This window comes from Pararhizobium sp. LjRoot255 (genome assembly GCF_964252905.1).
Classification (GTDB): domain Bacteria; phylum Pseudomonadota; class Alphaproteobacteria; order Rhizobiales; family Rhizobiaceae; genus Pararhizobium.
In genome coordinates, this window is record NZ_CAXUPQ020000002.1 from 1 (window position 1) to 23,496 (window position 23,496).

Sequence of the window (23,496 nt, forward strand, 5' to 3'; positions counted from 1 at the left end):
AGCGTCTCCGGCCCCCGGCGAACTTTCGGCGATAACGACGGTGAGATCGTTGCCGTTGCGCACCAGGGTGACGTCGGCCGGGTTGACATCGGCCAGCAGCAGCCGGTCGTTGGCACCGTTGTTGGCTTCCTCGGTGATGGTGTCGTTGCCGTCACCGCGGGCATAGACATAGGTGTCATTGCCGCCACCGGCGTTCAGAGTGTCATTGCCCTTGCGTCCTCCGAAATCTCCAGCAGCGTCTGTGCCGACCAGGGCGTCGTTACCATCGGTTGCCGAGTCGAAGACTGACCATTGTCGAAGATAAGCGGCCGTCCAATTCGTTCCATTGTCGAATACAATCGATTCCAAACCATATTGGTCGTAGTGGCCGGAAGTCCCTAATAGCCGAATTGTGCCACCGTCTGACGTACCAATCCCCGACTCACCAATCTTCACAAGTAGATCGCCCCCCGCTCGTTCAAAGCTGACTTTCGTCGGATCAACGTCCTTGAGTTTGAGGGTGTTCGTAGTCCCTACCTCTTGTAGTTCTTGAATCGTGTCGTTTCCGTCCCCTCTGGTATAGGTGTAGATGTCAGCACCGAGCCCCCCCGAAAGAATATCAGACCCCGTCCCGCCCACAATCGCGTCATTGCCGAAGCGGCCTTCAATGATGTCGTCCCCATTTTGGCCGACCATCTTGTTGGCCCCATCGTCACCCTTGATGACGTCGTTGAAGGCCGTTCCGGTGACGCTCTCCATTGCCACCAAGGTAGCCACCAGAGTGTCAGTCGATTGCGTCCTGGCTTCGCCTGCCACAAGATCGACGGAGACAGCTTGGCCGAAGTCGGCAAAGGTTACAGTATCAGTCCCCGCACCGCCGTCGATTGCATCCAGTTCGCCTGTATTCCATACACTGATGCTCAGCGTATCCTGGCCCGCATCGCCGAAGATGAGGTCACTGCCGCCCTTGCCGTCGATGAAGTCATCGCCCTCCGCTCCGGAAAGACGTTGATCAAGGTAGGAGCCAACGATCGTGTCTGCGCCCATTGTCCCCGCATAGAAGGCTGAACCTTTTGTGGCCCAATAGGTGATATCCGAGCGCGACCATGTCGTGCCGTCGTCAAAGACAATTTGGTCAATACCAATCCCGTCGGAATTTCTGAAGCGGAACGAATCTTCGTCCCTGATTTGCTGACCATTGGCATTGAATTTGATCAAAAGATCATAGCCATCAATCAGCAGGGTTACGTCCTCGGCATTGATGTCTTCAAGAATGAGTTTGTCGGTGCCAACGACGGAATGGCCTCCTTCGTAAATCGTGTCGTTGCCATCGCCGAGTTTATATTTGAAAATGTCGCCTTCATCAGAAAGGTAGATATAACCTCTTCTCGGGGCGGAAATGATAAGGTCGTCACCTCGACCGCCGACAAACACGTTTGTATGCGTATCATCGCCATGAAGCACGTCGGCTGTCACTGTTCCCCTGAACCAGGCGTTTTCGCGCAATTGGCTGCGGTTCCAAATGGTACCGTCCGCAAACTGAATTTGCTCAAGCCCCCTGGAATAATAATCCCACATTGAAAATGCACCGGCATTGGTAATCACGGCACCGGTGGTCAGATCCTTGATGAAAAGAGTGTCGCCAGTCCTTGAAAGCTGCACGTCAGCCGCATTGAGATCCGTGAGCAACAGCGTGTCGGTTTCGTAACTTTCGCGGGAATCGTCAACGATGATGTCGTTACCGTCGCCGCTGCTGTAGACGAAGGTGTCGCTACCGTTGCCAGCGCTACCGGTCAGCCCGGAAATAATAATATCATCGCCGCCCTTGCCGTAAAAAGTATCGTTCGTCGTTGCCTTGGTAGACAATTGGTCCCGACCTTGAGTGCCACGTATCCACGCATGGTCCCGCATATCGCTACGATCCCACAGCGTTCCGTCGGCAAACTCAATGACGTCGATGCCCACATGCCAACTGTCGTTCCAATTGACGTAATTGAAGGAGCCGCTTGTCACCGTCTGACCAGTGCTGAGCACCGTGATGATCAGATCGTTGTCATTGATCGAAAGTTCAACATCTTCAACGTTAAGGTCTGTAAACAGCAGTTTGTCTGTCTCTGACAATGACCCAGAGGCGTCCTGGATGATATCGTTACCGTCTCCGCGCGAATAGACGAAGGTGTCGTTGCCGGTCTCGTCAGATCGATCGCTTCCAGACACAAGCAGATCGTCTCCGGTTCCACCCTTGAAAACGTCATTCGCGGCGCTTTCATCACTGAGCATATCGGATCCACTTCCTCCATCCAGAGAATCAGATCCTGCGCCGCCTGTAAGAATGTCGTTGCCACTGCCTCCGCTGAGGCTGTCGTTACCCTCGCCGCCATCGAGATAGTCATGCCCTGCATCGCCATTCAGCGTGTCATTCCCTTTGCCTCCAATAAGAGTGTCGTGGCCATCACCTCCATAAATTAGGTCGTTGCCCAATCGACCATCGAAATAATTGTGCCCCTCGGGAGAGGCCAAGACCCTGCCTAATTCGTCGACGCCCTGTCCCGACCCGATAACATCATCGCCATCCGTGCCAAAGCTAATATCGTTCCCGCTGACCTCCTGATCGTAGCTCACAGCGCCAGTCTTAAAATCAAATATATCCCCGGTGTGACCGAGTTCATCGACGAACCAAGACTTCATCATAATTGAATTGAGAGCGATATAAAAATTGTCCACGTCTAATCCGACACTGACGACGCTGGTCATGATCTTCTCACGGCCCCACTCCAGGCCGTTTGAAAATCGGATCGTTTCCAAGCCTTGTGTGCCGTAGTTCCAGTCTTCGACGATGTTGCTCACGCCTTGAAACTGGCCGCCTACTTGAATCACTTCCTGCGTGGACTTGATCAGGATCAGCAGATCATTTCCCCGGCGGATCAACTCCACATCGCTACTTCTGACGTCCTGAAGGACCAGGGTGTCTGTCGTGCGCGCTATGTAGTCGGTCCCATCATCTATTGAGTCGCTGCCATCGCCTTTCTTCCACACGTAAGTGTCAGAGCCCCATCCACCACTCAGCGTGTCGTTACCCCCGTTCCCCTGAAGCGTGTCGTCGAGTGTCGAGCCCACAAGTCCATTTGCCCGTTGATCGCCGCGGTACCATCCTTCGGTAGCAATCTTACTCCGGTCCCAAGAAATACCGTTGTCGAACTGAATGCGATCAACGCCCCAATGGCCCAGGAGCGATTGATCCTGCCGGAAGAATTCGAGATTGGTGATGTATTCCCCGGTCGCTTTAACCTTGATCAACAGCGCATCGCCGTTTCTCGAAAGCTCCACGTCGGAGGGCCGCAAACCCGCGAGCCTCAGAACGTCATTTTCTGACGCCAATCCACTCAGGTCCCGCACGACGTCGTAGCCGTCGCCCTGCGCGTAAACAACGGTGTCGTTGCCTTGGCGGATGCTGATGTCGTCATCGCCGCCGCCACCTTGGAGGATATCATCGAGAACCGTGTCGGTGATGACGTTGTTTTCTTCTGTTCCCATGGCTGTCGTCAGTTCGGCAATGGCATCCCGATCAAGGACAGCGCCGTCCGACAGAACAATCTTGTCGATACCACGGTTCTCGACTCCCCATTCCTTGAAGAAGTTTTCAGAGGAAATGACATCGTTCGAACCGACAAATCGGATCTGCAAAGTGTTGCCGATCCGTTCGAAAATCAGGTCAGCGGCGACACGATCCGTCAGCAGAAGCGTATCCGTCTCGGTCAATGATTTCGCGGTGTCGCGGATATAGTCCTTGCCGTCGCCCTTGCTGAAAAGGAAGAGATCGCTTCCTTCCCTGGAAACAATGATATCGTCGCCTTTGCCACCGACGAACAGGTTGTCACCTTCCAGTCGGACTAACCCATCGGCGGTTTCCGAACCGATCGCTGCATCGCCGCTTACAATTGCAGTAGCAAGAGAAAGCAAGAGCGGATCGGCTATAATGTTTAGAGCTGGCCCCGCGATATCAAGATAGGCTTCGCGGTCATTCTCAAAGGCAATGGGTACCATTCCATTCAGGCCAGCGAGCGCCTTCTCAAGGAAAAGAGCCGCCGCCCCAGTGTTCCCAGGTGTCATTCCGACGATGAGTTCGACCACCTGAGCGACGTTGCCGGGCGTTGGCGAGACAACAGCGTTCTCGGAGTCGGCGTTGCCAAAATTGAGCAGCGCGTATGCGAAATACGGGCTCGAAATCAAGTCATCGAGTTCGCCGCCGCGAAGCAGAACACTCTGGCCGGCCTGCGCAAGAAATGCGGTCATCAGAACATCGACGATCTGGTCAAAACTACCTTCGATGTGACGGCCGAACGAGTCTGTGCTTGGAGACGTATTCGTGCCGAGACCAACGTGCGTCTCAAGATAGCTGTTGCCGAAAAACTTCTCGACCAAGGCCAGATGCTGCGCATCAACGTATTGTCCGCGAGAATTTTGATCGATGCCGTCAACGCCGGCCCATTTGAGGAGAAGCGCTTCGAAACCGCCTCTCAGTTCATCGAAAGAAAGCGTAGCGGCCTGATCCGTCAGTTCCGTCCAGGCTTCAAGGAAATCGGCGTCTTGTGTGGCTTTCCATGCGATTGAATTGATTTGTCCTGAACCTGGCAATTGCGGCAGCAGAAGAACGTCCTCGGCGGGTGTAAAATCGGGCGTGTGATCTCCGGTCGTATCTTGTCGATCTGTCTGAAAATAGACGCTTTGCGTGGTTCCTGTGGAACCGTCGGCGCGGGTAAAAATCGCTTCAAAGCCGATCGTATGGCCATTGTTTAGGCCGTTAACAACGGTCCGCACCAGCGAGATTGATGTAATGCCGGCCTCTGCAAGCGAAACAAGTTCGCCTGCATCCGACACGCCGTCCTGGTCGAGATCGCGCCAAACGCGCAGCTGCTCGAACATTTCGTCGCTCGCGTCGATTTTACCGTCGCTGTTGCTGTCGAGCGTTTCAAGAATGGCGAAGCCATCCTGGTCGGGAGAACCGAACAGCTCCGAGGCACCATCAATGACACCGTTGTTGTTCGCGTCGATGGCAAGAATACCGTCGTCTGACGAAACCCAGCCCGTTTGTTCGGCGAAGCCGTCTTGGTCGTAGTCGAAGTGAACAGCTGAGCCGTCAAGCGCGCTCAGTTCGATGCCATCGCCGTCAAGGTCGAGGACTAGCGGATCCTGAATGACGTTGAGGAGGGGCGAAGGCAGATCCGGGAAAAGCCAATCCACCAAGGGGCCTGCAAGCTTCCCGGCAATCCAGGCTGCCGCGTATACGCCAGCAGCAGTTGCGAGTGCGAGCGCCAATGGGGTCGCGAGAGCGGCGGGAACCGCGACGCCAGCGAGAAGGAACCCAAGCGCGGCCGCGTCCAGTATTGCCGGGCCTAGCCCAGCGCCCACAGCTGCACCTGCAGCGCTGGCTAGCGCTTTTAGCACGCCCGCTGCGACATCCTCGGGAAGACCCGCAGTTGGGTCATCCGACATGGAAGCGTCCGACAGTGCGGCAACCCCGTCAATAATGAAAGGGCCCAAATATTTGGCCCAATGGAACGACGGATTGGTCGCAGCTATCCCAGCGAATACAGCTGCCGCAACCTCCATGGTGGCGCCTAATTTACTCCAGTCAACGCCGGTATTAGGCACGGTTGTCGCAGCAGTCATGTTAGGAATCTCCCCGGTCGAGAACTATCTTAGCTTATTGCAGCAAGTTATGGCGCGCATCGACGTTCGTCGCGATACGCTATAGGTAATAGATTTTAGGAAAACTAGAGTAACTAATGGCGAGTGACGCAAATAAACTCGTAATCTTAGCCAAGTTTTATTTATCTATGTATCTCTCCAAGGAAGGCATTTTATGCACTGCTAGTATAGCTAGAATAATCATGGAAAAAATACCTATCCAAAAACCTACAAAGGTCGAAATCAGCAACACAACAGAAACCCCGCTTGCCAGTATCGTACCTTGCTTGAAGGAATAGGAATAAGGTCTTTGCCGACCCCTGATACCGCAAACAACAGTCATTACTGCATGCAGCACGGCAATGGCGAGAACGATTCCAAAATTCCCAAGCGATAGTATATATTCTTTCATGTACTGCAGCTCCGATATACTAGACGAACGTTGATCGCGGAACGTATTTACTTCGACCTCGGTCTAGCATGAAGTGCAGTTGTAACTCCGTCGGATATGACGAAAAATGTTGCCGCTAACGCTCGCCCTAAGCCCCTAGAATGATGTTAAAAATTGCCCTCAGCCATCTAGAATCACAACTTATTTTCGACGCCCAAAAATTGCAACCATGAACGCGCCACAATCTTTTTTTGTTTATTGTATGAGTGTGGAAAGCTCGGTCCCACTCCCGCCGGGCGGCGATAACATGTTCGATGGTTATTGGACGGTCGGCGTATATTCTCGATCCGTTCTTAAAGTCGGACAGATTCACCACTTTCGTGTCGTGATGCCTATCAGTATTGGGTCGAGCCTGGCCACACGGTCGCTGCGGAGGTCTGATCGATGGCCGGAATTTCCTTGCGGCTGGGGCTTGGGCTGCAGCGCCCGGCGATCAGCAGGGCGCCGGCGGTGGCGACCTATTTCACCGAGTTGACCATCGCGGCCGGAGAGGTCTCCTCGGACCTCACAGATTATCCGGTCTATGTCGATTTCTCAGATTTGCCGGCCGGCTTTTGAAGCCACGTCAAGGCGGATGGTGGCGACATCCGCGTGAAGACGGCCGCCGGAATGGTGATCCCGTTCGATTTGGCGCGTTTTCGACTACTACGATCAGGGCGGCGCGCTGACCGCCATCCGAAATCACAGCTGGGAGACATGGCGCTACTTGACGGAATGCTAAAATTAAGTTGAATTACCGGCCGGGGAAAACAATTCGCGATTGAAACCATGAGAGTGTTCTTTTCGGCCTTCGGGCGAACCGCATTCGACTATCGCTTCGCGTACTTCATTTTGATCTCACATTCGGCACTGATGTCCGGCCTCGTCTGGTATTTCGACGCCAAGCCGCATTTCAGGACGGCGACGACCTATCTTTCCTGGTCGTTTACGGCACTGTTCAATATCGCGATTTTCAACATGCTTTGGATTGTATTCCGGCTTTTTCGGGAGGGTCACGAGCACCCGACGGCGGCATTGAAACAGAAGATGGCTTATCTGTTGTTGCGAAACGATCGGCTCGCTCACGCAACGCATTCAACGCTCATCTTCCTGGCGCTGATCGTCGTTTTCGGCAGTGTTAAATCGACGATCCCGGCGATCACACCCTTCGTTTGGGATGAAACCCTGATCCGTCTTGATCGGGTGATCTTCGCTGGCGTCGATCCTTATGTCGTCACTAGCGCGATTTTCGGCAACGCATACGGCATTACCTATTTGAACTTCGTTTACAATCTCTGGCTTGCCATCTTCATCATATCGATGATCTGGGCTCCATGGATCGGCAATCACACGCTGCGGCTTCGCTACATGCTGACGGCGCTTCTCACATGGTTCGTCGGCGGCAACGTCATGGCGCTCTGTTTTTCGTCGGCCGGACCATGCTTCATTTATCTGCTCAACGGTGATCAAACATTTGTACCGCTGATGGACATGCTGAAGGGCATCGACGCCGAGACCGGCACGGCGTGGGCGCTGTTTGCGCAGAACGTTCTCTGGACATCCTACTCGGTGGAGGAGGGCGCCATCTCCGGCATATCGGCGATGCCCAGCATGCATGTGGCCGAGGCTGTTGTCCTCGCCTGCGTCGCATGGCAGTTCGGCGGGATCCGGCGCTGGCTTGGGGTCGCCTTTGCGGCGACCATCTTCATCGGCTCGATCCAGCTTGGCTGGCACTATGCGAGCGACGGCATTCTCGGCGGTTCGCTGGCCCTCATGTTCTGGAAATCGTCGGCCGTTCTGGCTGCATGGTCGCTGGATCGACCGGAGATGACCGCCGAAGCGGCTTGACCAACATCTGAATTTTTGAATCAACGGCGGCCGGCTCAAACAAGTCACGCGCTGGCAGAATTGATCTGCATTCATTACGATTAGCGTGCAAAAGGAGGGTATTGGTTGCAGTACAATCCAGCACTTGATGGATTGCGTGCCATAGCCGTGTTCGCTGTGGTGGCGTTCCATTGCAGACTGCCTTTGGTGCTCGGCGGAGCGATCGGGGTCGACGTATTCTTCGTGTTGAGCGGCTATCTGATCACCTCAATTTTGCGTGCCGAAGTGATCGAAACCGGGACCGTCTTCCTCGGCCGTTTTTACTGGCGGCGGGCGCTCCGGCTTTGGCCGCCGTTGTTACTGATGCTCGCTGCCTACGGTGCGGTCGCGCCGATTGTATTCCCGTCGCGCAACGCTCTCGTCGATGTGACGCTGGCCGCCACGTATCTGACCGACTACGCCATGGCCTTCTGGCATCAGCCCATCATGATCAGCCACACCTGGTCGCTTTCGGTGGAGGAACATTTCTATCTGCTCTGGCCGCTCGCGATTTTGGCGACGCGATCGCTCTCGACGCGGGCGCTCACAGGCATGTTGGCGGTAGGCTTCGTTGTCGCGACAGCATGGCGCGTCGCCGATGTGTGGATCTGGCAGGACTGGTATCGTAGCTACTACCGCTTCGACACGCGGCTGAGTGGCCTAATCTTGGGCGGCTTGATCGCCGTTATGCCATGGCGGCCCGCGCGAAAAACAGCTGCGACGATCGGCCGGATTTCTTGCTTTGTGCTGATCGTCGCGCTCGTAACGTTCCGTTACAAGGCGCTTTGGTGCACCGCCTGGGGTGGCATCTTCGTCGATCTTGCGGCGGCTGGACTGATCCTTTCGGCGATCTCGGCAGAGGGCACGAGGCTTCATCGCCTGCTGACGCTGCGGCCGATCGTCTATCTCGGGCTGATCTCTTACAGTATCTATCTCTGGCACTATCCGATAGTGCGAATGGTCAGGGGGGTAATCGATCCGTTCATCGCGTTTCCGGCAGTCTCCGTCCTGTCGATCGGGCTGGCGGTGCTTTCTTATGAGTTCATCGAAAAGCCTTTGAAGGCGGTTCGCAGGCGCCAGGCTGAAGCGGCAATCTGATTTTGCGGCGTATGTTCCCATAGTATTGAAAATGTCCCCATCCGCGACATTTTGACATTCCGAATTTCCACGCAGATGGCCTTGCCGCAGAAAACACCGCCACAGTCCCACGCTGCGACGCCGGTTTGGACACCTTTCGGCACCCTCTTTGTGCCCGCATACGCCGGGAACGCGAGTGCGACCATCGATGCGTTCTCACCCTTGCCGGCCTTCGCCCGCCAGAGTTTCACCTTCGACCGCGGTACCGAGTTTCGCGGCTTTAGGGCTTTGGAAGATGGGATCGGCGCCCGAAGCTGGTTGTCTAATCGCGCTTGGCGAGTCAAGCCCGTTTAGAAACGTGCGATGAGCTCCGGGCACGGTTTCACGGCTCGGATTCGGATCGGCCATATGGTGGGTTCTCGGTGTTTCGCCCAGTGCTTCAATTCGACGTGAAGCAATCGTATGTCGGGAACATGGTTGTCTCCGCGGTCGGTATAAAACCGCCGCATGATGGTCTTCGCAGGCAAGGCCTTCCTATGTTCCGCGCGCAGTCTCTGGGAGCTGCTGCCAGCTTCGCGGAATGGCCAAGACCTACGTCCACGACAGGGACGCCTCGTCGCGCCAGATGGTGCGGCATCGATCCGGCACAAGACGATCGGCCGGCCGTCGAATAACCGGATCAACGATGGGGTTCGCGATTATGCTGTGGCTCTCATTCGAGAGCGCTATGCCGATTTCGGTCCAACCTTGGCAGCCGAGAAGCTTGCGGAGCTCGATGGGCTGACGGTATCGCGCGAGACCTTGCGGCACTGGATGACGGAAGCCGGAATCTGGTTGTCGCGCAAGCAGCGCCGGACGTTTCATCAACCGCGATTGCGGCGTGAGGCCTATGGCGAATTGGTGCAGATTGACGGCTCGGAGCACCGCTGGTTGTCTAATCGCATTCGGTCCGTCAAGCTGATTTGAGCATACGGCGACCTCGCCGGCTTGCGAGATATGCAACACGGCGGAATTGATTGGGTGAAGCTGCCCTCGCCGCCGGTGCAGTGCCGTCAAAGCTGTCCAGTGCTGGGAGCAGGGTTGTCTCCGCGGTCGACAAATGTCGCCGCACAATGGTCTTCGCAGGTGGGATCTTCCTAATGTTCGAGGCGCAGTCTCAACAAGCTGCAGCCACCAGAAGCGGAATGATCCTGCCCACGTCCGCAGCAGGGACGCTCAGCACCCAAAGTTAGATGGCGCGCTGAGGGACGAAGGCTGAGCGTCTCCTATATGGTTGCGCCAGCCGATGCGTTGAACACTTCTCCCGTTTTGAGCATGCTGTGCATTATGACCGCGAGTTTCCGGGCGACTGCCACAGCGGCCCGCTTGAAGCCAAGTCGCTCCCGCAGCTTAAGTCCCCAACGCTTGAGACTGCTCTCGGTCCTGGCACTGGTTCTCGTCAGAAGCGCTGTCGCGGCTTCATAAAGCAGCCCACGTAAACGATTGTCACCCCTTCGCGAGATATGGCCGTCATAATCGACCTCGCCTGATTGATAACGCCGCGTTGTCAGCCCAAGCCAGGCGCCCACCGAGCGCGACGTTCGAAAGTTTTCTGGATTTTCAATTGCCGTAACGTAGGACACCGCCGTGACCGCGCCGATTCCCGGAATCGTCATCAATAGCTTCGTGGCTTCGCTCCGACGTGCCACTATGAGCAACTGGCGACCAAGATCGGCTGCGCGCTTGCGGATATCGTGCCAGGCCTCCAAAAGAGGCAAGATAATCTTCGCAAGCTCGTTGTTACCATCTAAAAGCTTCCGCACATCGCCATCAAAGACCCAACCCTTCCCTTTCGGGATGATCAGACCGAAGGTCTTCATCAGGCCGCGGATTTGATTGCCAAGTTGTGTTGAGATGTACAGGAGTTGTTCGCGGGCAGCCACCAATGTGCGGGCCATCATAGTGTCAAACGACTTGACGCGAACCGCTTTGTAAAAGCCTGCTTCAGCGAGTTGCGCTAAGCCATCCGCATCATTGGCGTCGGTCTTGTTGAGCGTCTCGTTCAATACCTTTTGCGCGTGCCGCGCTTCAATGCAGATCGCCGGCACCCCCTCGGCCGTCAGGGCATGATAGAACCACGTCGACAACGGCCCTGTTTCAAAGACGACGCCCCTGGCCTGCGGGGCGTGTTTGCGGATCACCTCAGCCAGGAGCTTTGGATCCGAAGGACACTTTCCCCGCCAGATCCGCTTTCCATCCTGTCGAATCGAAATCGCGGTATCTTTCAACGAAACATCAAGCCCAATATATTGGTTCACGGTTGCCTCCATCCGATGTTTGGGCCCGGTTCCAATCGAGAGCCCGTGTTTCCATCTTATCGGGGGCAACCACCCTCGCCAGCCAAAAACGGCCAGGGCGCCCGCGCCGCGATTACTCCATGTTCGAGAACCGCGGTCCCAAATGCGCCCTGCTCGTCTATATCGACGATGCCACCGGCAAGCTGTTGCATCTGCGCTTTGCCGGCTCGGAGAACACCTTCGACTATCTGCACGCGACGAAGGCTTACTTGCAGCAATGGGGCAAGCCGATCGCGTTCTACAGCGACAAGCATGGCGTCTTTCGCTCGACCCACGCGTCGGAGAAAGACCGGACGAGCGGTCTGACGCAATTCGGTCGGGCACTGTATGAGCTCAACATCGACATTATCTGCGCCAACACCCCGCAGGCCAAAGGCCGCGTAGAAAGGGCCAACCAGACGCTGCAGGATCGGCTGGTGAAGGAACTGCGGCTGCGCGGTATCGATACGATCGCGGCGGCCAACGCCTATGCGCCGGAGTTTATGGCGGATTTCAACTTTCGTTTCGGCAAGCCACCACGCAATCCCAAGGACATGCATCGGCCGCTGGCGGATCACGAGAACCTCGATGGCGCCATGTGCCGCAAGGAGGTTCGTAAGCTGTCGAATTCCTTGACGCTGCGCTATGACAAGGTGATGTTCATTCTCGATCCGACAGAGCGCGCAACGGCGCTGGCGGGCAACAAGGTCGTCGTCTGCGACTATCCCGACGGACGCCTAGAGATCACGGACGGGGAAGCCTCCCTGCCCTACAGAACGTTCGACACCTTACGGTCCGTGCATCGCTCCGAGGTGGTCGAGAACAAACGGCTGGATGACATGCTCTCGATCGTCGCTGAGCTGCCGTCGTGCGGATCAAGGTACCACCCGCCAATGCGGCCATTGGCGAAACCCGAAGAGATTTCCCCTCGAGGATGCTTCGGCGCGCCTTGGAGGAGCAGCCACTGCCGATTTACGGAACCGGCGCCAATGTGCGCGAGTGGCTCTATGTCGACGACTCCGTCGAATAGGCCGTTCGGACCCGGATCGAGTTCGTACACGGCCCTCGTGCCGGCGTCATCGGAGAAGTAGAGGTGCTTGTTGATCGGGTTGTAGGTGACACCGGTCGGGTCATCGGAAAAGGCGAAGGCGGTAAGCGGGCTCAGCAGCGCCCCATGATCAGCAGCACCCCAAGGTGGGTTGGCGATGTAGGTAACGCCTGAAGAGTCGGTGCTGGGCGTCGACTAGGTCGAGGTTTTGGTGGTCCTCACCAAGGTCGTGGATGTCGGCAACTGACGAGGCGAGTCGCTCGTGACGTCTAAACTGAAGGATTCCACATCGCTGAATCTAGTCACTTGAAATCTCTCTTCGCAGGCCCGATCGCCACATCGCTAATGTGTCCGAGGGGGCTGTTGTCATGCTGGTCGGGCCCGTCAAAGCGGCCAAGCATTTAAAGCGCCGCAGGCCAGCCGAGTGGGGACCCAGGCATGATAGGAAATGAGGCAAAGCAGCCCCATTTCAAATCAGGACTAGTCCTGAAGGGTGACAGGCATGGGGGGCCTCCTACCCGCCTTGCCGCCCCGCCGCTATGTTGGGCGGCGCTGGAGCCAAGCCGGGGCAAGGCTCATGAGGACTTGCAATGCCGACCTGCCATCGTGACCAAGGAACAACGCTGGTGCGCGCCAGCACAACAGCGCGCCGGCAGGGGCCGTGGAAAGCACGATCATTCCCAGCAGGGAGAGCGGCGGCGTGTGAAGTTCTCGCAATAAATGCGCAAGAATCCAAGCGCCGCCTCCCACCGTGACCGCGAGCGCCACGCCGGGTAGGTGCGCGACGGCAAAGTCCGACCACTGAAGCCCCGTAAGGCGGAGGCTGAGCTGCGCCATGAGAAGGAAGTTGCTCACCACCGCTATGACGACCCCAAGCGCCACTCCTGTCACACCCCAATGTTGCCCGATGAATGAGCCGGCCGCGACTGCGCAGGCAAAAACGGCTTGCCGCCACGCCCGGGCGTATACGGCCCCCGTTGCCCGGGCAATCGAATCACTGAGCTTGTAACTTGTGCGGAATAGCATCCCCCCCCCCAGGACCTGAAGCGGGAGCACCGCTTTCTCCCATCCGGGGCCGAGCAGCACCTGTACCAGTTCCGGCAGAACAGCCATAACCACCACGCTGGCGGGAAGTACAAGCAATGCACAGGACGCGACTGCGCTGCGAAAAGCGCGTGCCAATCGCGCCGGCTCCTGCTGGACCAGCGCCATCGTCGGAAACAAGACCATATCGAGGGTCTGGCCGACAATCATCGCGGGTGCTGTCATCAGCTGCGCTGCAAGCGCATACAGCCCCAGCGACTCAGCTCCTAGCCAACGACCGACCACCACCTTGTCGGCCTGCCCGGCCAGGTAGTTGAATATGCGAGCGATGGTAAAGCCGCCTCCAAAATAGAGCAGGTCTCCGATCGCGGGTCGTTCCAGCAGAAGCCGTTTCGGGTGCGGCTGGCCGATGAGCAGCGCCAGCATGCGCACGAAATGCTGGCACACCAGCGCACCAACAAGGGCCCAGATCCCAAGGCCGTGCCAGGCTAATAGTGGACCGACGAGAACGAACCCGGCCGCAAAGGCTCCTGCATCGATGCCCGCGAGCCAGCGAAACCGCAACTCGCGCTGGGCCGAGGCCTGCGCCACCATCGATATTCCACGGCACAGGAATACGCCGCAGGTCGCCCGCACCACGGGAACGAGTTCGGTTAGGCGGAATAGGTTCGCGATAATGGGCGCTGCCCACCAGACGAAACCAGCCACGGAAAAGCTGAAAATGAGCGACAGGGTAAACCCAACACGTAGATGGGATTCTTCCACAACAGGCCGCTGCACAATCGCCGGAGCGACGCCCAGGCTTTCGAATATCGCGGAAAAGTTGATGACAACCAGCGCTGCAGCATAGAGGCCAAACTCACTCGGAGCAAGCAATCTGGCCAGAACTATGAGGGCGACGAGTTCCGCAACGGCTAGCCCGCCCATGGAAAGGCCAGTCCACATCAGGCCCACCGCGCTGCGCGCTGCCAAGCCTCGCCGGTCACTCGTCATGACGCGTTTCCTTCTTGGCAACTGGGGTTTGCAAGTGATATGCCGAGACTGTTTCTAGCCAGGACAACCGGGCAACGTAAGCCGCAACAGGTCCACCCGGCTGGCCCCAATTGCTCGCCCAAATGACCTGCGAGCCATCAGGCGAGGGCGATGCATGCGCCTCGCTCAGATAGTCGTCCTTCGCACTTCGATGATGGACGATACGCCGGATTTCGCCGCTTCCGTCAATTTTCAATGCTACGATTTCCCCATACAAGGGCGTCGCTCCGCTTCGCCCCGCCCGCTCGTATGAGCCGCTATATGTCAGGAATACCCAGCCCGGCCGGTTGATGCTGCGCGCTGATGCGTGCTGCGCAAAGCCGCGCGGTGTCAGAACCGTCACCTTACCGTCTGAGAGGCGGCGCTTGATGACTTGATATTTGTCCGGCTCGCTCTTGCTTATTCCGACATAGACATCACTGCCGTCGCTGTCGATCGTCATGTCGCCGTGGCCAGGTCGATGATGCTCAGCCCAGTGCTGGACCTGATGGCCGTCAAAACTGAAGATGTCGGCGATGTCCCTGCCGTCAGGTAATTCTTGATGGCAGAAGATGTACTGGCCCGAAGGCGAAATGGTGCAGTAGTTGTTGGTGCTCTCATGGTCAAGCTGGATATCGGGGTATTTTGTTGCGGATTGTATGTCGTATGCAAAGGTGACCCGTTCGCCAGACGGTTTGACAGCCCGGATCGCCAATCGGTTACCATTCTGCGAAAGGTTGTTCTTTCCGGGGCCGAATTCCAACTTTCGGTACTCTGGGGGAGCGTAGATCGTCATCCGCTCATCGCTGAGCACTTTCCAACGAAATATCTCAGTAGTGCTGACGCAGATCATTTGCGCAGGATCTGTCGGGTGCCACTCGCAGACACCGGATGGGCGGCGCTGGAACAGCGGCTGATAGTTCTGCCCGTCCAGAAAGCACAGCCCAGGGCAGCCTTTTTGGACAACCAGCAAACTCTGATCGGCATTCCATGCCTGCGCGCTGGAATAGCGGTGCCTGCAAAAGGCTGGGTCACAGGCGACTCCGGCCATGATCTCCTTACCCGGATCCGTGACTCGGACGAAAGCAGTACCAAACGCTGGATCGGTGCTCCGCTCGAGATAGCCAGGGACAATCATTTCTGGCACCGCGACCACCCGTGTGTCCGCCAGATTGTCAAAGGCAAGCACATTGCCGCTGCCCGACAGCGCCAAAATCGAGCCCGCCAGCAGTATCGACCCCAGCAATCTGGGCTTGTCTAGGTTCATTGTGGCCTCCGGCGGTCTCTAAGGCCAGAGACCTTTATCGGGGTTGCTGCAGCAATCTCAATAAGATGCTGGCGCAGCATAGTGGAGTAAATACCCCCTTAGTGGGTAAGCGCTGTCGCGATCTAGCCCTTTTTGGGCATCGCAGTATCCGATTTGCACATTCCCGACAGAGGCGAATGTGAGAAGATTGGGCTGTCGCCTCGTGCGCTCGCAGGTCAAAGGGCGAGCACTTGCTGCTTCGGGTTTGGTCTAATCACCGGTCGTGTCAATGATTAAAGATGGACTGCTCGCATTTGGACTGTTGTTGTCGACTGCGACGCAGCTCCGTCTGCCCGGCACGCCTTTAGGAGCCGGCGAGTCGCTGCTCACGATATGGATTGTTGGAGCGCTGGCTGACCTCGCATACCGGGGCGCTCCGGCGCTGACAAGGCCTGTTTCCCATATGCTGCTATTCTGGGCGGTGTTCACCTTCGCCCAGAGCATAGGTTTGCTTTTGGGATTAGCCACAGACAATATCTATGCTTCGGGCGTCCTGCACACCGGACAGGCTTACGCCTTCGTGGCAATTCTGTCGCTTCTCGTGGTCATTCTCCCTGCTTGGCGGCTTCACCGCGTGGCGTGGATAATCTCGGTCTGCGGCGCCGCCACGGTCATTCTGTTGCTCGCCGGCGGCTATGGCATGGTTCCCATGTCAGGCCTTGACCTTTGGATGTGGAACCGGTTCATCGGCTGGTCAATGAATCCAAACCAATTCGGACTTCTATGCACCGTACTTGTGCTCCTGTCGCTTCAAAGCGCAGAAGCGGAGGCTCGCCTGCGCACCAAAATTTTCGCGCTTAGCTGCATGGCCCCTCCTTTCATTGCCGGAATTCTGACCCGAAGCGACTCGTTTACCCTGGCCATTGGCTTTGCGGCACCGCTTTTCGTGGGGAGCAAGTTTCTAATCAGGTTCGTGCGCGCCGAGCGTCAGCCGTCTCTGGTCACGACCGTCGCCAGTCTGATGATCCTGTCACTTCCATTGCTGCTTGCGTCCGTAACCCCGTTCACTCCGAAGATCGCGGAGAATGCGCGCCAAGCGATCGTCGAGACCATGACAGAAAATGATCAAGCTGAAGATCGATTTCAACTCTGGAGTGAAGCGGTGGAAATCGGCCTGAAATCAGGAATGTTGGGCCTCGGACCAGGTCCGCATCTTCTCGGAAAGCGGACGAAACTACCGCCCCCTGAAAAGGCAGAAGCGCATAACACTGCCCTCGACTTGATCACTCAGGGCGGCATCCTAGCTGTGCTGATCTTTTTCTGGATCATTACGGCGGCACTCATCGCTGCCTACCGGGCTGGGCTCATAGCGCTGGCAAGTCTGATTTTCTCGCTATTCGTATATTCCAACTTTCACCTGGTTGTTCGTCACCCGATTTTCTGGTTCTCGGTCGCGCTCGGTCTGGCGGCCATGCATTCAGTCGCACCGCGAAAGTCGACGCGTGTGCGACCGCTCGATATCAGCCCCAGCGCCCCTCGCACCCGAGCCCAAATCAACTGACGAATATTCGCTCACAGCGCTGCCAACGGCGATTCACGGCCCCAGACACCCGTCCCGTCTGCTCCCTCGGCGCCATCCACCAAATTGCCGTCCGCGGTGCCGCTAGTGGTTTCCGCTTTAACATAAGAGTCCGTGTTTTTCTTTGGCGAGTGCGTATGCGAGTGTGGCGCATGCGCACAGGAATATCCTTCACCGTTGCGCCGACCGATTCGCAATGCGCCGCAGAAGCACGTCTGGTGCGCCGAGATCATCCTGCTGAGTGCTGACGGCGTCGGCACCGTCGAGATCATGTGACAGACCGGCAAGTCGAAGACCTGCGTGTGGCGCTGGCAGGAGCGCTTCGCCACAGAAGGGTTCGAGGGTCTCTTGCGCGACAAGACGCGCCCCTCGCGCTTTCGCCGCTCGGGCCGGAGATCAGCGAGCAGGTGTGTGGCGCTTTCGCTTGCCGACCCGCACGGGCGAAACGACGCACTGGACTGCCGACATGATGGCGGCCGAGGTGGGCGTTAGCGCCAGTGCGGTGCGCCGCATCTGGAAGGCGCACGGTCTCCAGCCCCGCCGCTGGCGGGCCTTCAAGCTCTCCAGCGACCCTGAGTTCGTCGCCAAGCTCAAGGACGTCGTCGGCCTTTCGTCGATCCTCCCGCCCACGCCATCGTGCTGTCGGTCGATAAGAAGAGCCAGATCCAGGCGCTCGATCGCACTCAACCCGTCCTGCCCCTGAAGAAGGGCGGCTCGGCACCCTGACGCACGACTACAAGCGGCACGGCACGACCACATTGTTTGCCGCCCTCAACGTGCTCGATGGCACCGTCATCGGCAGGAACATGCAGCGTCACAGTCATCAGACCACGGCACTGGCCTAGGGTCAGGGCTCGTTAATCACAGCCAGAAGATGACAGAAGCTGCGATGCAGATTGCCGAGAAGAAGGTGTGGGCACATCGGTCATAGCGTGTTGCGATGCGCCTCCAAACCTTGAGTTTGGCGAAAAGGTTCTCGACCTTGTGTCTGCGACGATAGAGGGCCTTGTCGTAGACGTACGGTTTCTTCCGGCTTTTAGAGGATGGGATGCAGGGCTCGATGCCCCTTGCGAGGAGCTCTTCGCGGAACCAGGTGCTGTCGTAGCCCTTATCGGCGATGAGGCAATCGGCTTTGGGCAACGCGTTGAGCACGATCCGAGCGCCCTTGTGGTCGCTCATCTGGCCTTCAGAGAGCAGCATGATGATCGGCCGGCCGTCATCATCGCAGACGGCATGGAGCTTCGAGTTCAGTCCGCCCTTAGTGCGCCCGATACGACGGGGAACATCCCCTTTTTTAGAAGGCTTGCCGCCGTGCGGTCGGCCTTCAGATGTGTCGCGTCGATCATGATGCGCTCAGGCTGGGGGCCTTCGCCGGCCAAAGAGGCGAAAATCCTGTCGAACACGCCGAGCCGGCTCCAGCGAATGCAGCGGTTATAGAGCGTCTTATGTGGCCCATACTGCGAAGGTGCATCCTTCCACTGCAGACCATTGCGGATCACATAGACGATACCACTGACGACGCGCTGGTCATCGACACGCGCAACCCCATGAGAAAGCGGAAAATGCGGAGAGATGCGAGCCATTTGGCGCTCGCTTAGCAGAAACAAATCACTCATCAGAAGCCCCTTCAATGGAGACTCTGAATCACATCTCAAACGAAATTAATAGGTCCTGAACCTAGCGGTGTCGAGTGCGTCTTGTCGGCTCCGCCACCACTTCTTGCTTACATTCTGGCTTAGTGAACAGCACTTTTCTTGGGTATTCAGGTTTGGCAAGCGAGCTTCCTGCCGGAAAACCTCCTCATCCTTATTAGCATTAAGTTGATCGTTAGCCGGCGCGCTAGACTGGAAATGGCAAAGGGGCAAAGTCGCCTCAGAGGCGGGTTTCGCAGCCGTGGCATCGGCCCGTTTAGCGGAGGGAGTCCATTGATGAAAGCAGTAATGCAATGTGGCGGTCAGGGAACTCGCCTGTGCCGGTATACCATGGTCCTCCCGATACCTCTGATGCTCGAGCTGCTGCTGTCTGGCTCGATATTGGCCGGATAGACGATTTCCACACCGCCCAGGAGCTCGATTGGGATGTTCAGTCGCCATCATTTGACGTCCATGCAGCCTAAAGCCCATCCCGATGGAGGAACCGGCCCCGAAGCCACGTCAGGCCCCTCACCGAAGGAACCGACACGTCGCCTGCTCGCCTCACTCGACCGTATGGGGCTACGGTACTGCCACTGGAAGAGCAATCTGCGCCTTGCCGACAGCCTTGCTGGCGAAGGGGATCTCGACCTGCTCATCGACCGCCAGGACGCCGCCGGGTTCCAAACCGCGCTGGTCGAAAGCGGTTTCAAGCTCGCGGTTTCCGCGAACGGGGCCGGACATCCCGGTGTCTTCCACGCCTTTGCTCTGGATCCCGATGTGCCGCAGCTGCTTCACGTGCACGCCTATTTCCAGATCGTCACCGGCGACAGTCTGGTCAAGGCCTACCACCTCCCCGTGGAATGGGCGCTGCTGGCCAATACGCGTCGCCTGCACGGCGTTCCGATCCCCACGGTGGAGGCCGAGCTCGTGCTCTTTGCGCTCCGAATTGCGCTCAAGCATACCAGTCTTACGGAGCTGTTTTTGCTTCAGCGCCACTACGACCTCGTGCTGCAGGAGCTGAAATGGCTCTGTGCAAGCGCGAACCGCGGCAAGGCCGAGGTGCTCTGGACGACCTGGTTTCCGGGTACGCCTGTTTCGCTTCTTTATGATCTGATCGAAGCCATCGGCGAGCCGCGGGCCATGGTTCGGCGAATCCTGCTTGGTCGTCAAGTAGCGCGCCATCTCCGTGCCTGGCGACGGCTCAGCACACTCTCGGAAGCGCTGTCCCGGATGCAGCGTGTTCTACTGTTGCTGCTGAGGCGTCGCCGCAGGCTAACCCCTACTGCGGCAGGGGTCGTAATCGCTTTTGTCGGTCCCATGGGCACGGGAAAATCTACCTTGAGTCTCGCCTCGGCCCGCATTCTGGGCCATCATTTCGATGTCCGCGCCGTCCATGTCGGCAAACCTCCCGCGACGTTCGTTTCGCTCCTCCCGCGCCTCGCCCTTCCTTTGGCCCGGCGGATCCTGTCCGGACACCGATCTAGCGCGCGCGCGGAACTTGAGCAGCAGCAAAACGTGCCGCCTTCTTTGCTGAATACTCTGTGGCTCACTGTTCTGGCCCACGACCGCCGCGCGCTTCTGAGCCGTTGCTGGCGCTATGCCGCCGCCGGGTCGATTGTGATTGCCGATCGTTACCCTTCCGCAACCATTGGCGCCGTCGACAGCAGTCGGTTCGATGATGAGGCGCTGGCGCGGTGCGGACGTGGCCTGAAGCAGTGGCTGATGAGGCGCGAGCGGGCTCTCTACACCGGGCTTCCGCAGCCGACGCTTGTCATCCGTTTAACCGCGCCGATCGAGACGTCGCTAAAAAGGGACGCGGTGCGCAATAAGAAAGACGGACCCGATCCCGCAGCCGTAAAGAGGCGCAGAAAGATCGAGACGGAGACTGAATTCCCGGATTCGCGTGTGATTTCCGTTGATACGGAGCAGCCGCTCGAGGAGACGGTGAAAGCCGTGATGAAGGCTCTGTGGGTTAGCGTCTAAGTGGAGCTGTGGGGGGGGGGCCGATGTCTATTCTAACGTCACACGGACAGCGGACGACCGAGCAGGTCGACCATCGTCTACGGATTGTTTTCGTGATTTCGCGCGGAGACGAAATCGGGGGGGCACACATCCACGTGCGCGATCTATCCGCTGCGCTTCGTTCCAGAGGTGCGGAGGTGACGATTTTAGCTGGGCGCGACGGTCGGTTTGCCAATCACCTCAGAGAGCGTGGAATTCCCATTCATTGCGTACGAAACCTGCATCGCAGCGTGGGGCCGTTCCAAGCCGTGAGAGCTGTACTTGAGATCCGAGAACTATTACGTCAGCTTCGCCCCGACATCGTATCGACGCACTCTACCACTGCGGGCCTGCTTGGTCGGATTGCCGCGTCCAGTCTTGGTATCCCGGCTCTGTTTACCGCCCACGGCTGGGGCTTCACGAAGGGGCATCCATGGACCCAGCGTGTTATTTTTTGGCTGGTCGAATGGGCGGCAGCACCGCTTGCGTCTCGTATCATTACGGTATGCGAATCTGACTTCAGTGCTGCCGAGCGGAGCTTCCTGACTCGCAAAGATCGGCTTGTGGCAATCCCGAACGCCATGCCCGACGTCAAGGAATCGCTTCGCGCCCGACCGGAAAGATCGCCGCCCAGGATCGTAATGGTGGCACGCATGGCCTGGCAAAAAGACCATGCGACGCTCTTGCGCGCTCTTGCGCAGTTAATGGACCTCGATTGGCAGCTGGAGCTGGTCGGAGACGGGCCACTGCTCTCCTCTGTCGAGGCGCTCGCTGCCTCGCTGGGGATCGCGTCGCGCGTTCGCTTTACGGGTTATCGACAGGATGTGGCAGAGCGTTTGGCGGATGGGCAGATATTTGTGCTCGCTTCCAATTGGGAAGGATTCCCGCGCTCGATCCTCGAGGCTATGCGAGCGGGGCTGCCCGTGATTGCGTCAGACGTTGGAGGAGTGCGCGAGTCGGTTCGCGAGAGCGAGACCGGATTCATTGTACCGCGGGGAAACATCGATGTCCTCCGCGACCGTCTGCGCTTGCTTATTGCGGCTCCACTGTATCGTCGCCAGATGGGAGAGGCCGGACGGGCTTGGTACGAGAAGCGCTTCTCCCTCGACCGCCTGGTGGCGGAGACAACTGCTGTTTATGACTCTGTGCTTTCGGATTCGTGAATGGAGGTCGGGGCCTCGGTGGTAATCCCCTGTCGCCTCTGTGGGTACGCCGCCATCTTGAACTTCGCGGGTTCAAGCAGAAATAACCAACGATGGGGAACTCAGTGCCATGGCTATCGATACACGCTACGACGGACTAACGACGGTGATCACTGGAGCCGATGGATTCATTGGTTCACATCTGGCGGAGAGCCTCGTACGTCAGGGTGCAAAGGTCACCGCGCTCAGTCTCTACAACTCTTTCGGGCAAAGGGGATGGCTGGATGAGACCCCGGCCGAGCTTCGCCAAGCCATGAATCTCGTGGCTGGCGATGTCCGCGACTCCCATTTTGTGCGCAAGTTGGTCGACGGGGCAGATGTCGTATTTCACCTCGCCGCGTTGATCGCGATCCCTTACAGCTATAGTGCGCCGCAATCCTATGTGGACACCAACATAACGGGCACGGTGAACGTGCTCGAGGCTTGTCGCGCAGGCGGGGTCGGCCGGATGGTCCACACGTCCACCTCCGAAGTCTACGGCACCGCGCAGTTCACACCAATCACCGAAGAACACCCACTTCAAGGCCAGTCACCCTATTCCGCCAGCAAGATTGGTGCGGACAAGATGGTAGAGGCCTATGCCCGATCATTCGAGACGCCCGCCGTCATCATGCGCCCCTTCAACACTTACGGGCCGCGTCAAAGCGAGCGCGCCGTCATTCCGACGATCATCCGGCAGGCCCTCCAGCCGGAATCGAAAGAGATCCGGATTGGTGACCTTAGCCCGATACGAGATTTCAATTTCGTAGACGACACCGTCAGTGCGTTTCTAGCCATCGGCCGAGCGGAACAGCTGAAATGGGGTGCCGCTTATAATGTAGGCTCGGGGTTTGCAGTTACCATTGCCGAGACCGTCGAGCGCATCAGCGAACTCGTGGCTGGGCCAGCCAAACCGATAATCGCGGAAGACGTTCGCAAGCGGCCGGCTGCATCGGAAGTGATGGCGTTAATTGCCGACTCGGATCGTTTTCGAGAGTTGACGGGCTGGGCGCCTCGCGAAACGCTCGACAGCGGCCTCGAAAAGACGATCGAGTGGTGGCGCTACCGGATCGCAGCCGGGCGCGTTCGCCCCGAGTTGAGCTATCTGATCTGACAGGCTTTGCCCCCTCGCTGCCTTGAAGTAGCGGCGGAGATGGCGGCAGGCTCCTCGGCGGTCAGGGCCTTCGAGCGCAAGCGTCCGTCCAGGAAGGCGTTTCCCGAGCATCTGCGGCGCGAGCGCGTCGTCATCGCAGTGCCGGCGACATGCCCGTGCTGCGGTTTTGGCAAGCTGGCGAAGTTTGGCGAGGACATCACCGAGACGCTGGAGGTGATCCCGCGTCAGCGGAAGGTAACCCAGTGGCGCCGCGCGGCTTCGCCGGAAGGCGAAATCCCTCCGG

General features: G+C 57.8%; 13 protein-coding genes and 5 pseudogenes. 12 read left to right on the forward strand and 6 right to left on the reverse strand.

What is annotated here, in order from left to right; all coding sequences use genetic code 11:
* Both ACSQ2W_RS18980 and ACSQ2W_RS18985 read right to left on the reverse strand, forming a co-directional pair.
* On the reverse strand, window positions 1–5,649 hold a 5,649-nt coding region (locus ACSQ2W_RS18980), incomplete at its 3' end, for a calcium-binding protein (protein ID WP_436087840.1).
* 157 nt (window positions 5,650–5,806) lie between these two features.
* Complete coding sequence (locus ACSQ2W_RS18985) at window positions 5,807–6,079, reverse strand: hypothetical protein (protein WP_436087841.1); 273 nt, start codon at window positions 6,077–6,079, stop codon at window positions 5,807–5,809.
* A gap of 423 nt (window positions 6,080–6,502) precedes the next feature.
* On the opposite strand from ACSQ2W_RS18985, the gene ACSQ2W_RS18990 reads away from it, so the two are divergent.
* The 5 genes and pseudogenes from ACSQ2W_RS18990 to ACSQ2W_RS19010 form a co-directional block, all read left to right on the forward strand.
* Window positions 6,503–6,676 carry a hypothetical protein gene (locus tag ACSQ2W_RS18990; protein ID WP_436087842.1) on the forward strand — a complete coding sequence of 58 codons (174 nt, stop codon included), beginning with the start codon at window positions 6,503–6,505 and terminating at the stop codon, window positions 6,674–6,676.
* Between the two features lie 210 nt (window positions 6,677–6,886).
* Window positions 6,887–7,945: a phosphatase PAP2 family protein gene (locus tag ACSQ2W_RS18995; RefSeq protein ID WP_436087843.1), complete on the forward strand. Its 1,059-nt coding sequence runs from the start codon at window positions 6,887–6,889 to the stop codon at window positions 7,943–7,945.
* 105 nt (window positions 7,946–8,050) lie between these two features.
* On the forward strand, window positions 8,051–9,061 hold the full coding sequence (locus ACSQ2W_RS19000) for an acyltransferase family protein (RefSeq protein ID WP_436087844.1): 1,011 nt from the start codon (window positions 8,051–8,053) through the stop codon (window positions 9,059–9,061).
* 183 nt (window positions 9,062–9,244) lie between these two features.
* A pseudogene (locus ACSQ2W_RS19005) lies at window positions 9,245–9,358 on the forward strand (IS30 family transposase); the annotation flags it as partial.
* A gap of 189 nt (window positions 9,359–9,547) precedes the next feature.
* Window positions 9,548–9,982: pseudogene (locus tag ACSQ2W_RS19010) on the forward strand (ISNCY family transposase); the annotation flags it as partial.
* A 323-nt stretch (window positions 9,983–10,305) separates the two neighbouring features.
* On the opposite strand, the gene ACSQ2W_RS19015 reads toward ACSQ2W_RS19010, so the two are convergent.
* A complete protein-coding gene (locus ACSQ2W_RS19015; protein ID WP_436087845.1) occupies window positions 10,306–11,337 on the reverse strand; it encodes an IS110 family transposase in 1,032 nt (343 codons plus the stop codon).
* 122 nt (window positions 11,338–11,459) lie between these two features.
* Between ACSQ2W_RS19015 and ACSQ2W_RS19020 the strand changes: the two are divergent.
* Window positions 11,460–12,218, forward strand: a pseudogene (locus tag ACSQ2W_RS19020) (ISNCY family transposase); the annotation flags it as partial.
* Window positions 12,219–12,940: 722 nt separating this feature from the next.
* Here ACSQ2W_RS19020 and ACSQ2W_RS19025 read toward each other — a convergent pair.
* The gene (locus tag ACSQ2W_RS19025; protein ID WP_436087846.1) at window positions 12,941–14,440 is read right to left on the reverse strand and encodes a lipopolysaccharide biosynthesis protein; all 1,500 of its coding nucleotides are present in this window, start codon (window positions 14,438–14,440) and stop codon (window positions 12,941–12,943) included.
* A complete protein-coding gene (locus ACSQ2W_RS19030; protein ID WP_436087847.1) occupies window positions 14,430–15,725 on the reverse strand; it encodes a hypothetical protein in 1,296 nt (431 codons plus the stop codon). The genes ACSQ2W_RS19025 and ACSQ2W_RS19030 overlap by 11 nt, the downstream gene beginning before the upstream one ends.
* A gap of 268 nt (window positions 15,726–15,993) precedes the next feature.
* Here ACSQ2W_RS19030 and ACSQ2W_RS19035 point away from each other — a divergent pair, with 268 nt between their 5' ends.
* Both ACSQ2W_RS19035 and ACSQ2W_RS19040 read left to right on the forward strand, forming a co-directional pair.
* On the forward strand, window positions 15,994–17,265 hold the full coding sequence (locus tag ACSQ2W_RS19035; protein ID WP_436087848.1) for an O-antigen ligase family protein: 1,272 nt from the start codon (window positions 15,994–15,996) through the stop codon (window positions 17,263–17,265).
* 170 nt (window positions 17,266–17,435) lie between these two features.
* Window positions 17,436–18,110, forward strand: a pseudogene (locus ACSQ2W_RS19040) (IS630 family transposase); the annotation flags it as partial.
* Window positions 18,111–18,144: 34 nt separating this feature from the next.
* On the opposite strand, the gene ACSQ2W_RS19045 reads toward ACSQ2W_RS19040, so the two are convergent.
* Window positions 18,145–18,899, reverse strand: a protein-coding gene (locus tag ACSQ2W_RS19045) for an IS5 family transposase (protein WP_436087849.1) whose coding sequence is annotated in 2 segments (ribosomal slippage) — window positions 18,145–18,566 and window positions 18,566–18,899 — 756 coding nt in all. Because the reading frame shifts where the segments join, the coding sequence is not laid out codon by codon here.
* 462 nt (window positions 18,900–19,361) lie between these two features.
* Between ACSQ2W_RS19045 and ACSQ2W_RS19050 the strand changes: the two genes are divergently transcribed.
* The 4 genes and pseudogenes from ACSQ2W_RS19050 to ACSQ2W_RS19065 form a co-directional block, all read left to right on the forward strand.
* Window positions 19,362–20,900 carry a dTMP kinase gene (locus ACSQ2W_RS19050; protein WP_436087850.1) on the forward strand — a complete coding sequence of 513 codons (1,539 nt, stop codon included), beginning with the start codon at window positions 19,362–19,364 and terminating at the stop codon, window positions 20,898–20,900.
* Window positions 20,901–20,923: 23 nt separating this feature from the next.
* Window positions 20,924–22,081 carry a glycosyltransferase family 4 protein gene (locus tag ACSQ2W_RS19055; RefSeq protein WP_436083675.1) on the forward strand — a complete coding sequence of 386 codons (1,158 nt, stop codon included), beginning with the start codon at window positions 20,924–20,926 and terminating at the stop codon, window positions 22,079–22,081.
* Window positions 22,082–22,190: 109 nt separating this feature from the next.
* Entirely contained in the window at window positions 22,191–23,213 is a 1,023-nt protein-coding gene (locus ACSQ2W_RS19060) for an SDR family NAD(P)-dependent oxidoreductase (protein WP_436083676.1), read from the forward strand.
* 24 nt (window positions 23,214–23,237) lie between these two features.
* A pseudogene (locus ACSQ2W_RS19065) lies at window positions 23,238–23,456 on the forward strand (IS66 family transposase zinc-finger binding domain-containing protein); the annotation flags it as partial.
* Window positions 23,457–23,496 lie beyond the last annotated feature (40 nt).

Excerpts from the sequence above, each read along its gene's own strand:
- ACSQ2W_RS18985 (WP_436087841.1), bottom strand. The coding sequence starts at position 6,079 with ATGAAAGAATATATACTATCGCTTGGGAATTTTGGAATCGTTCTCGCC.
- ACSQ2W_RS18990 (WP_436087842.1), top strand. The coding sequence starts at position 6,503 with ATGGCCGGAATTTCCTTGCGGCTGGGGCTTGGGCTGCAGCGCCCGGCG.
- ACSQ2W_RS18995 (WP_436087843.1), top strand. The coding sequence starts at position 6,887 with ATGAGAGTGTTCTTTTCGGCCTTCGGGCGAACCGCATTCGACTATCGC.
- ACSQ2W_RS19025 (WP_436087846.1), bottom strand. The coding sequence starts at position 14,440 with ATGACGAGTGACCGGCGAGGCTTGGCAGCGCGCAGCGCGGTGGGCCTG.
- ACSQ2W_RS19030 (WP_436087847.1), bottom strand. The coding sequence starts at position 15,725 with ATGAACCTAGACAAGCCCAGATTGCTGGGGTCGATACTGCTGGCGGGC.
- ACSQ2W_RS19035 (WP_436087848.1), top strand. The coding sequence starts at position 15,994 with ATGATTAAAGATGGACTGCTCGCATTTGGACTGTTGTTGTCGACTGCG.
- ACSQ2W_RS19050 (WP_436087850.1), top strand. The coding sequence starts at position 19,362 with ATGTTCAGTCGCCATCATTTGACGTCCATGCAGCCTAAAGCCCATCCC.
- ACSQ2W_RS19055 (WP_436083675.1), top strand. The coding sequence starts at position 20,924 with ATGTCTATTCTAACGTCACACGGACAGCGGACGACCGAGCAGGTCGAC.
- ACSQ2W_RS19060 (WP_436083676.1), top strand. The coding sequence starts at position 22,191 with ATGGCTATCGATACACGCTACGACGGACTAACGACGGTGATCACTGGA.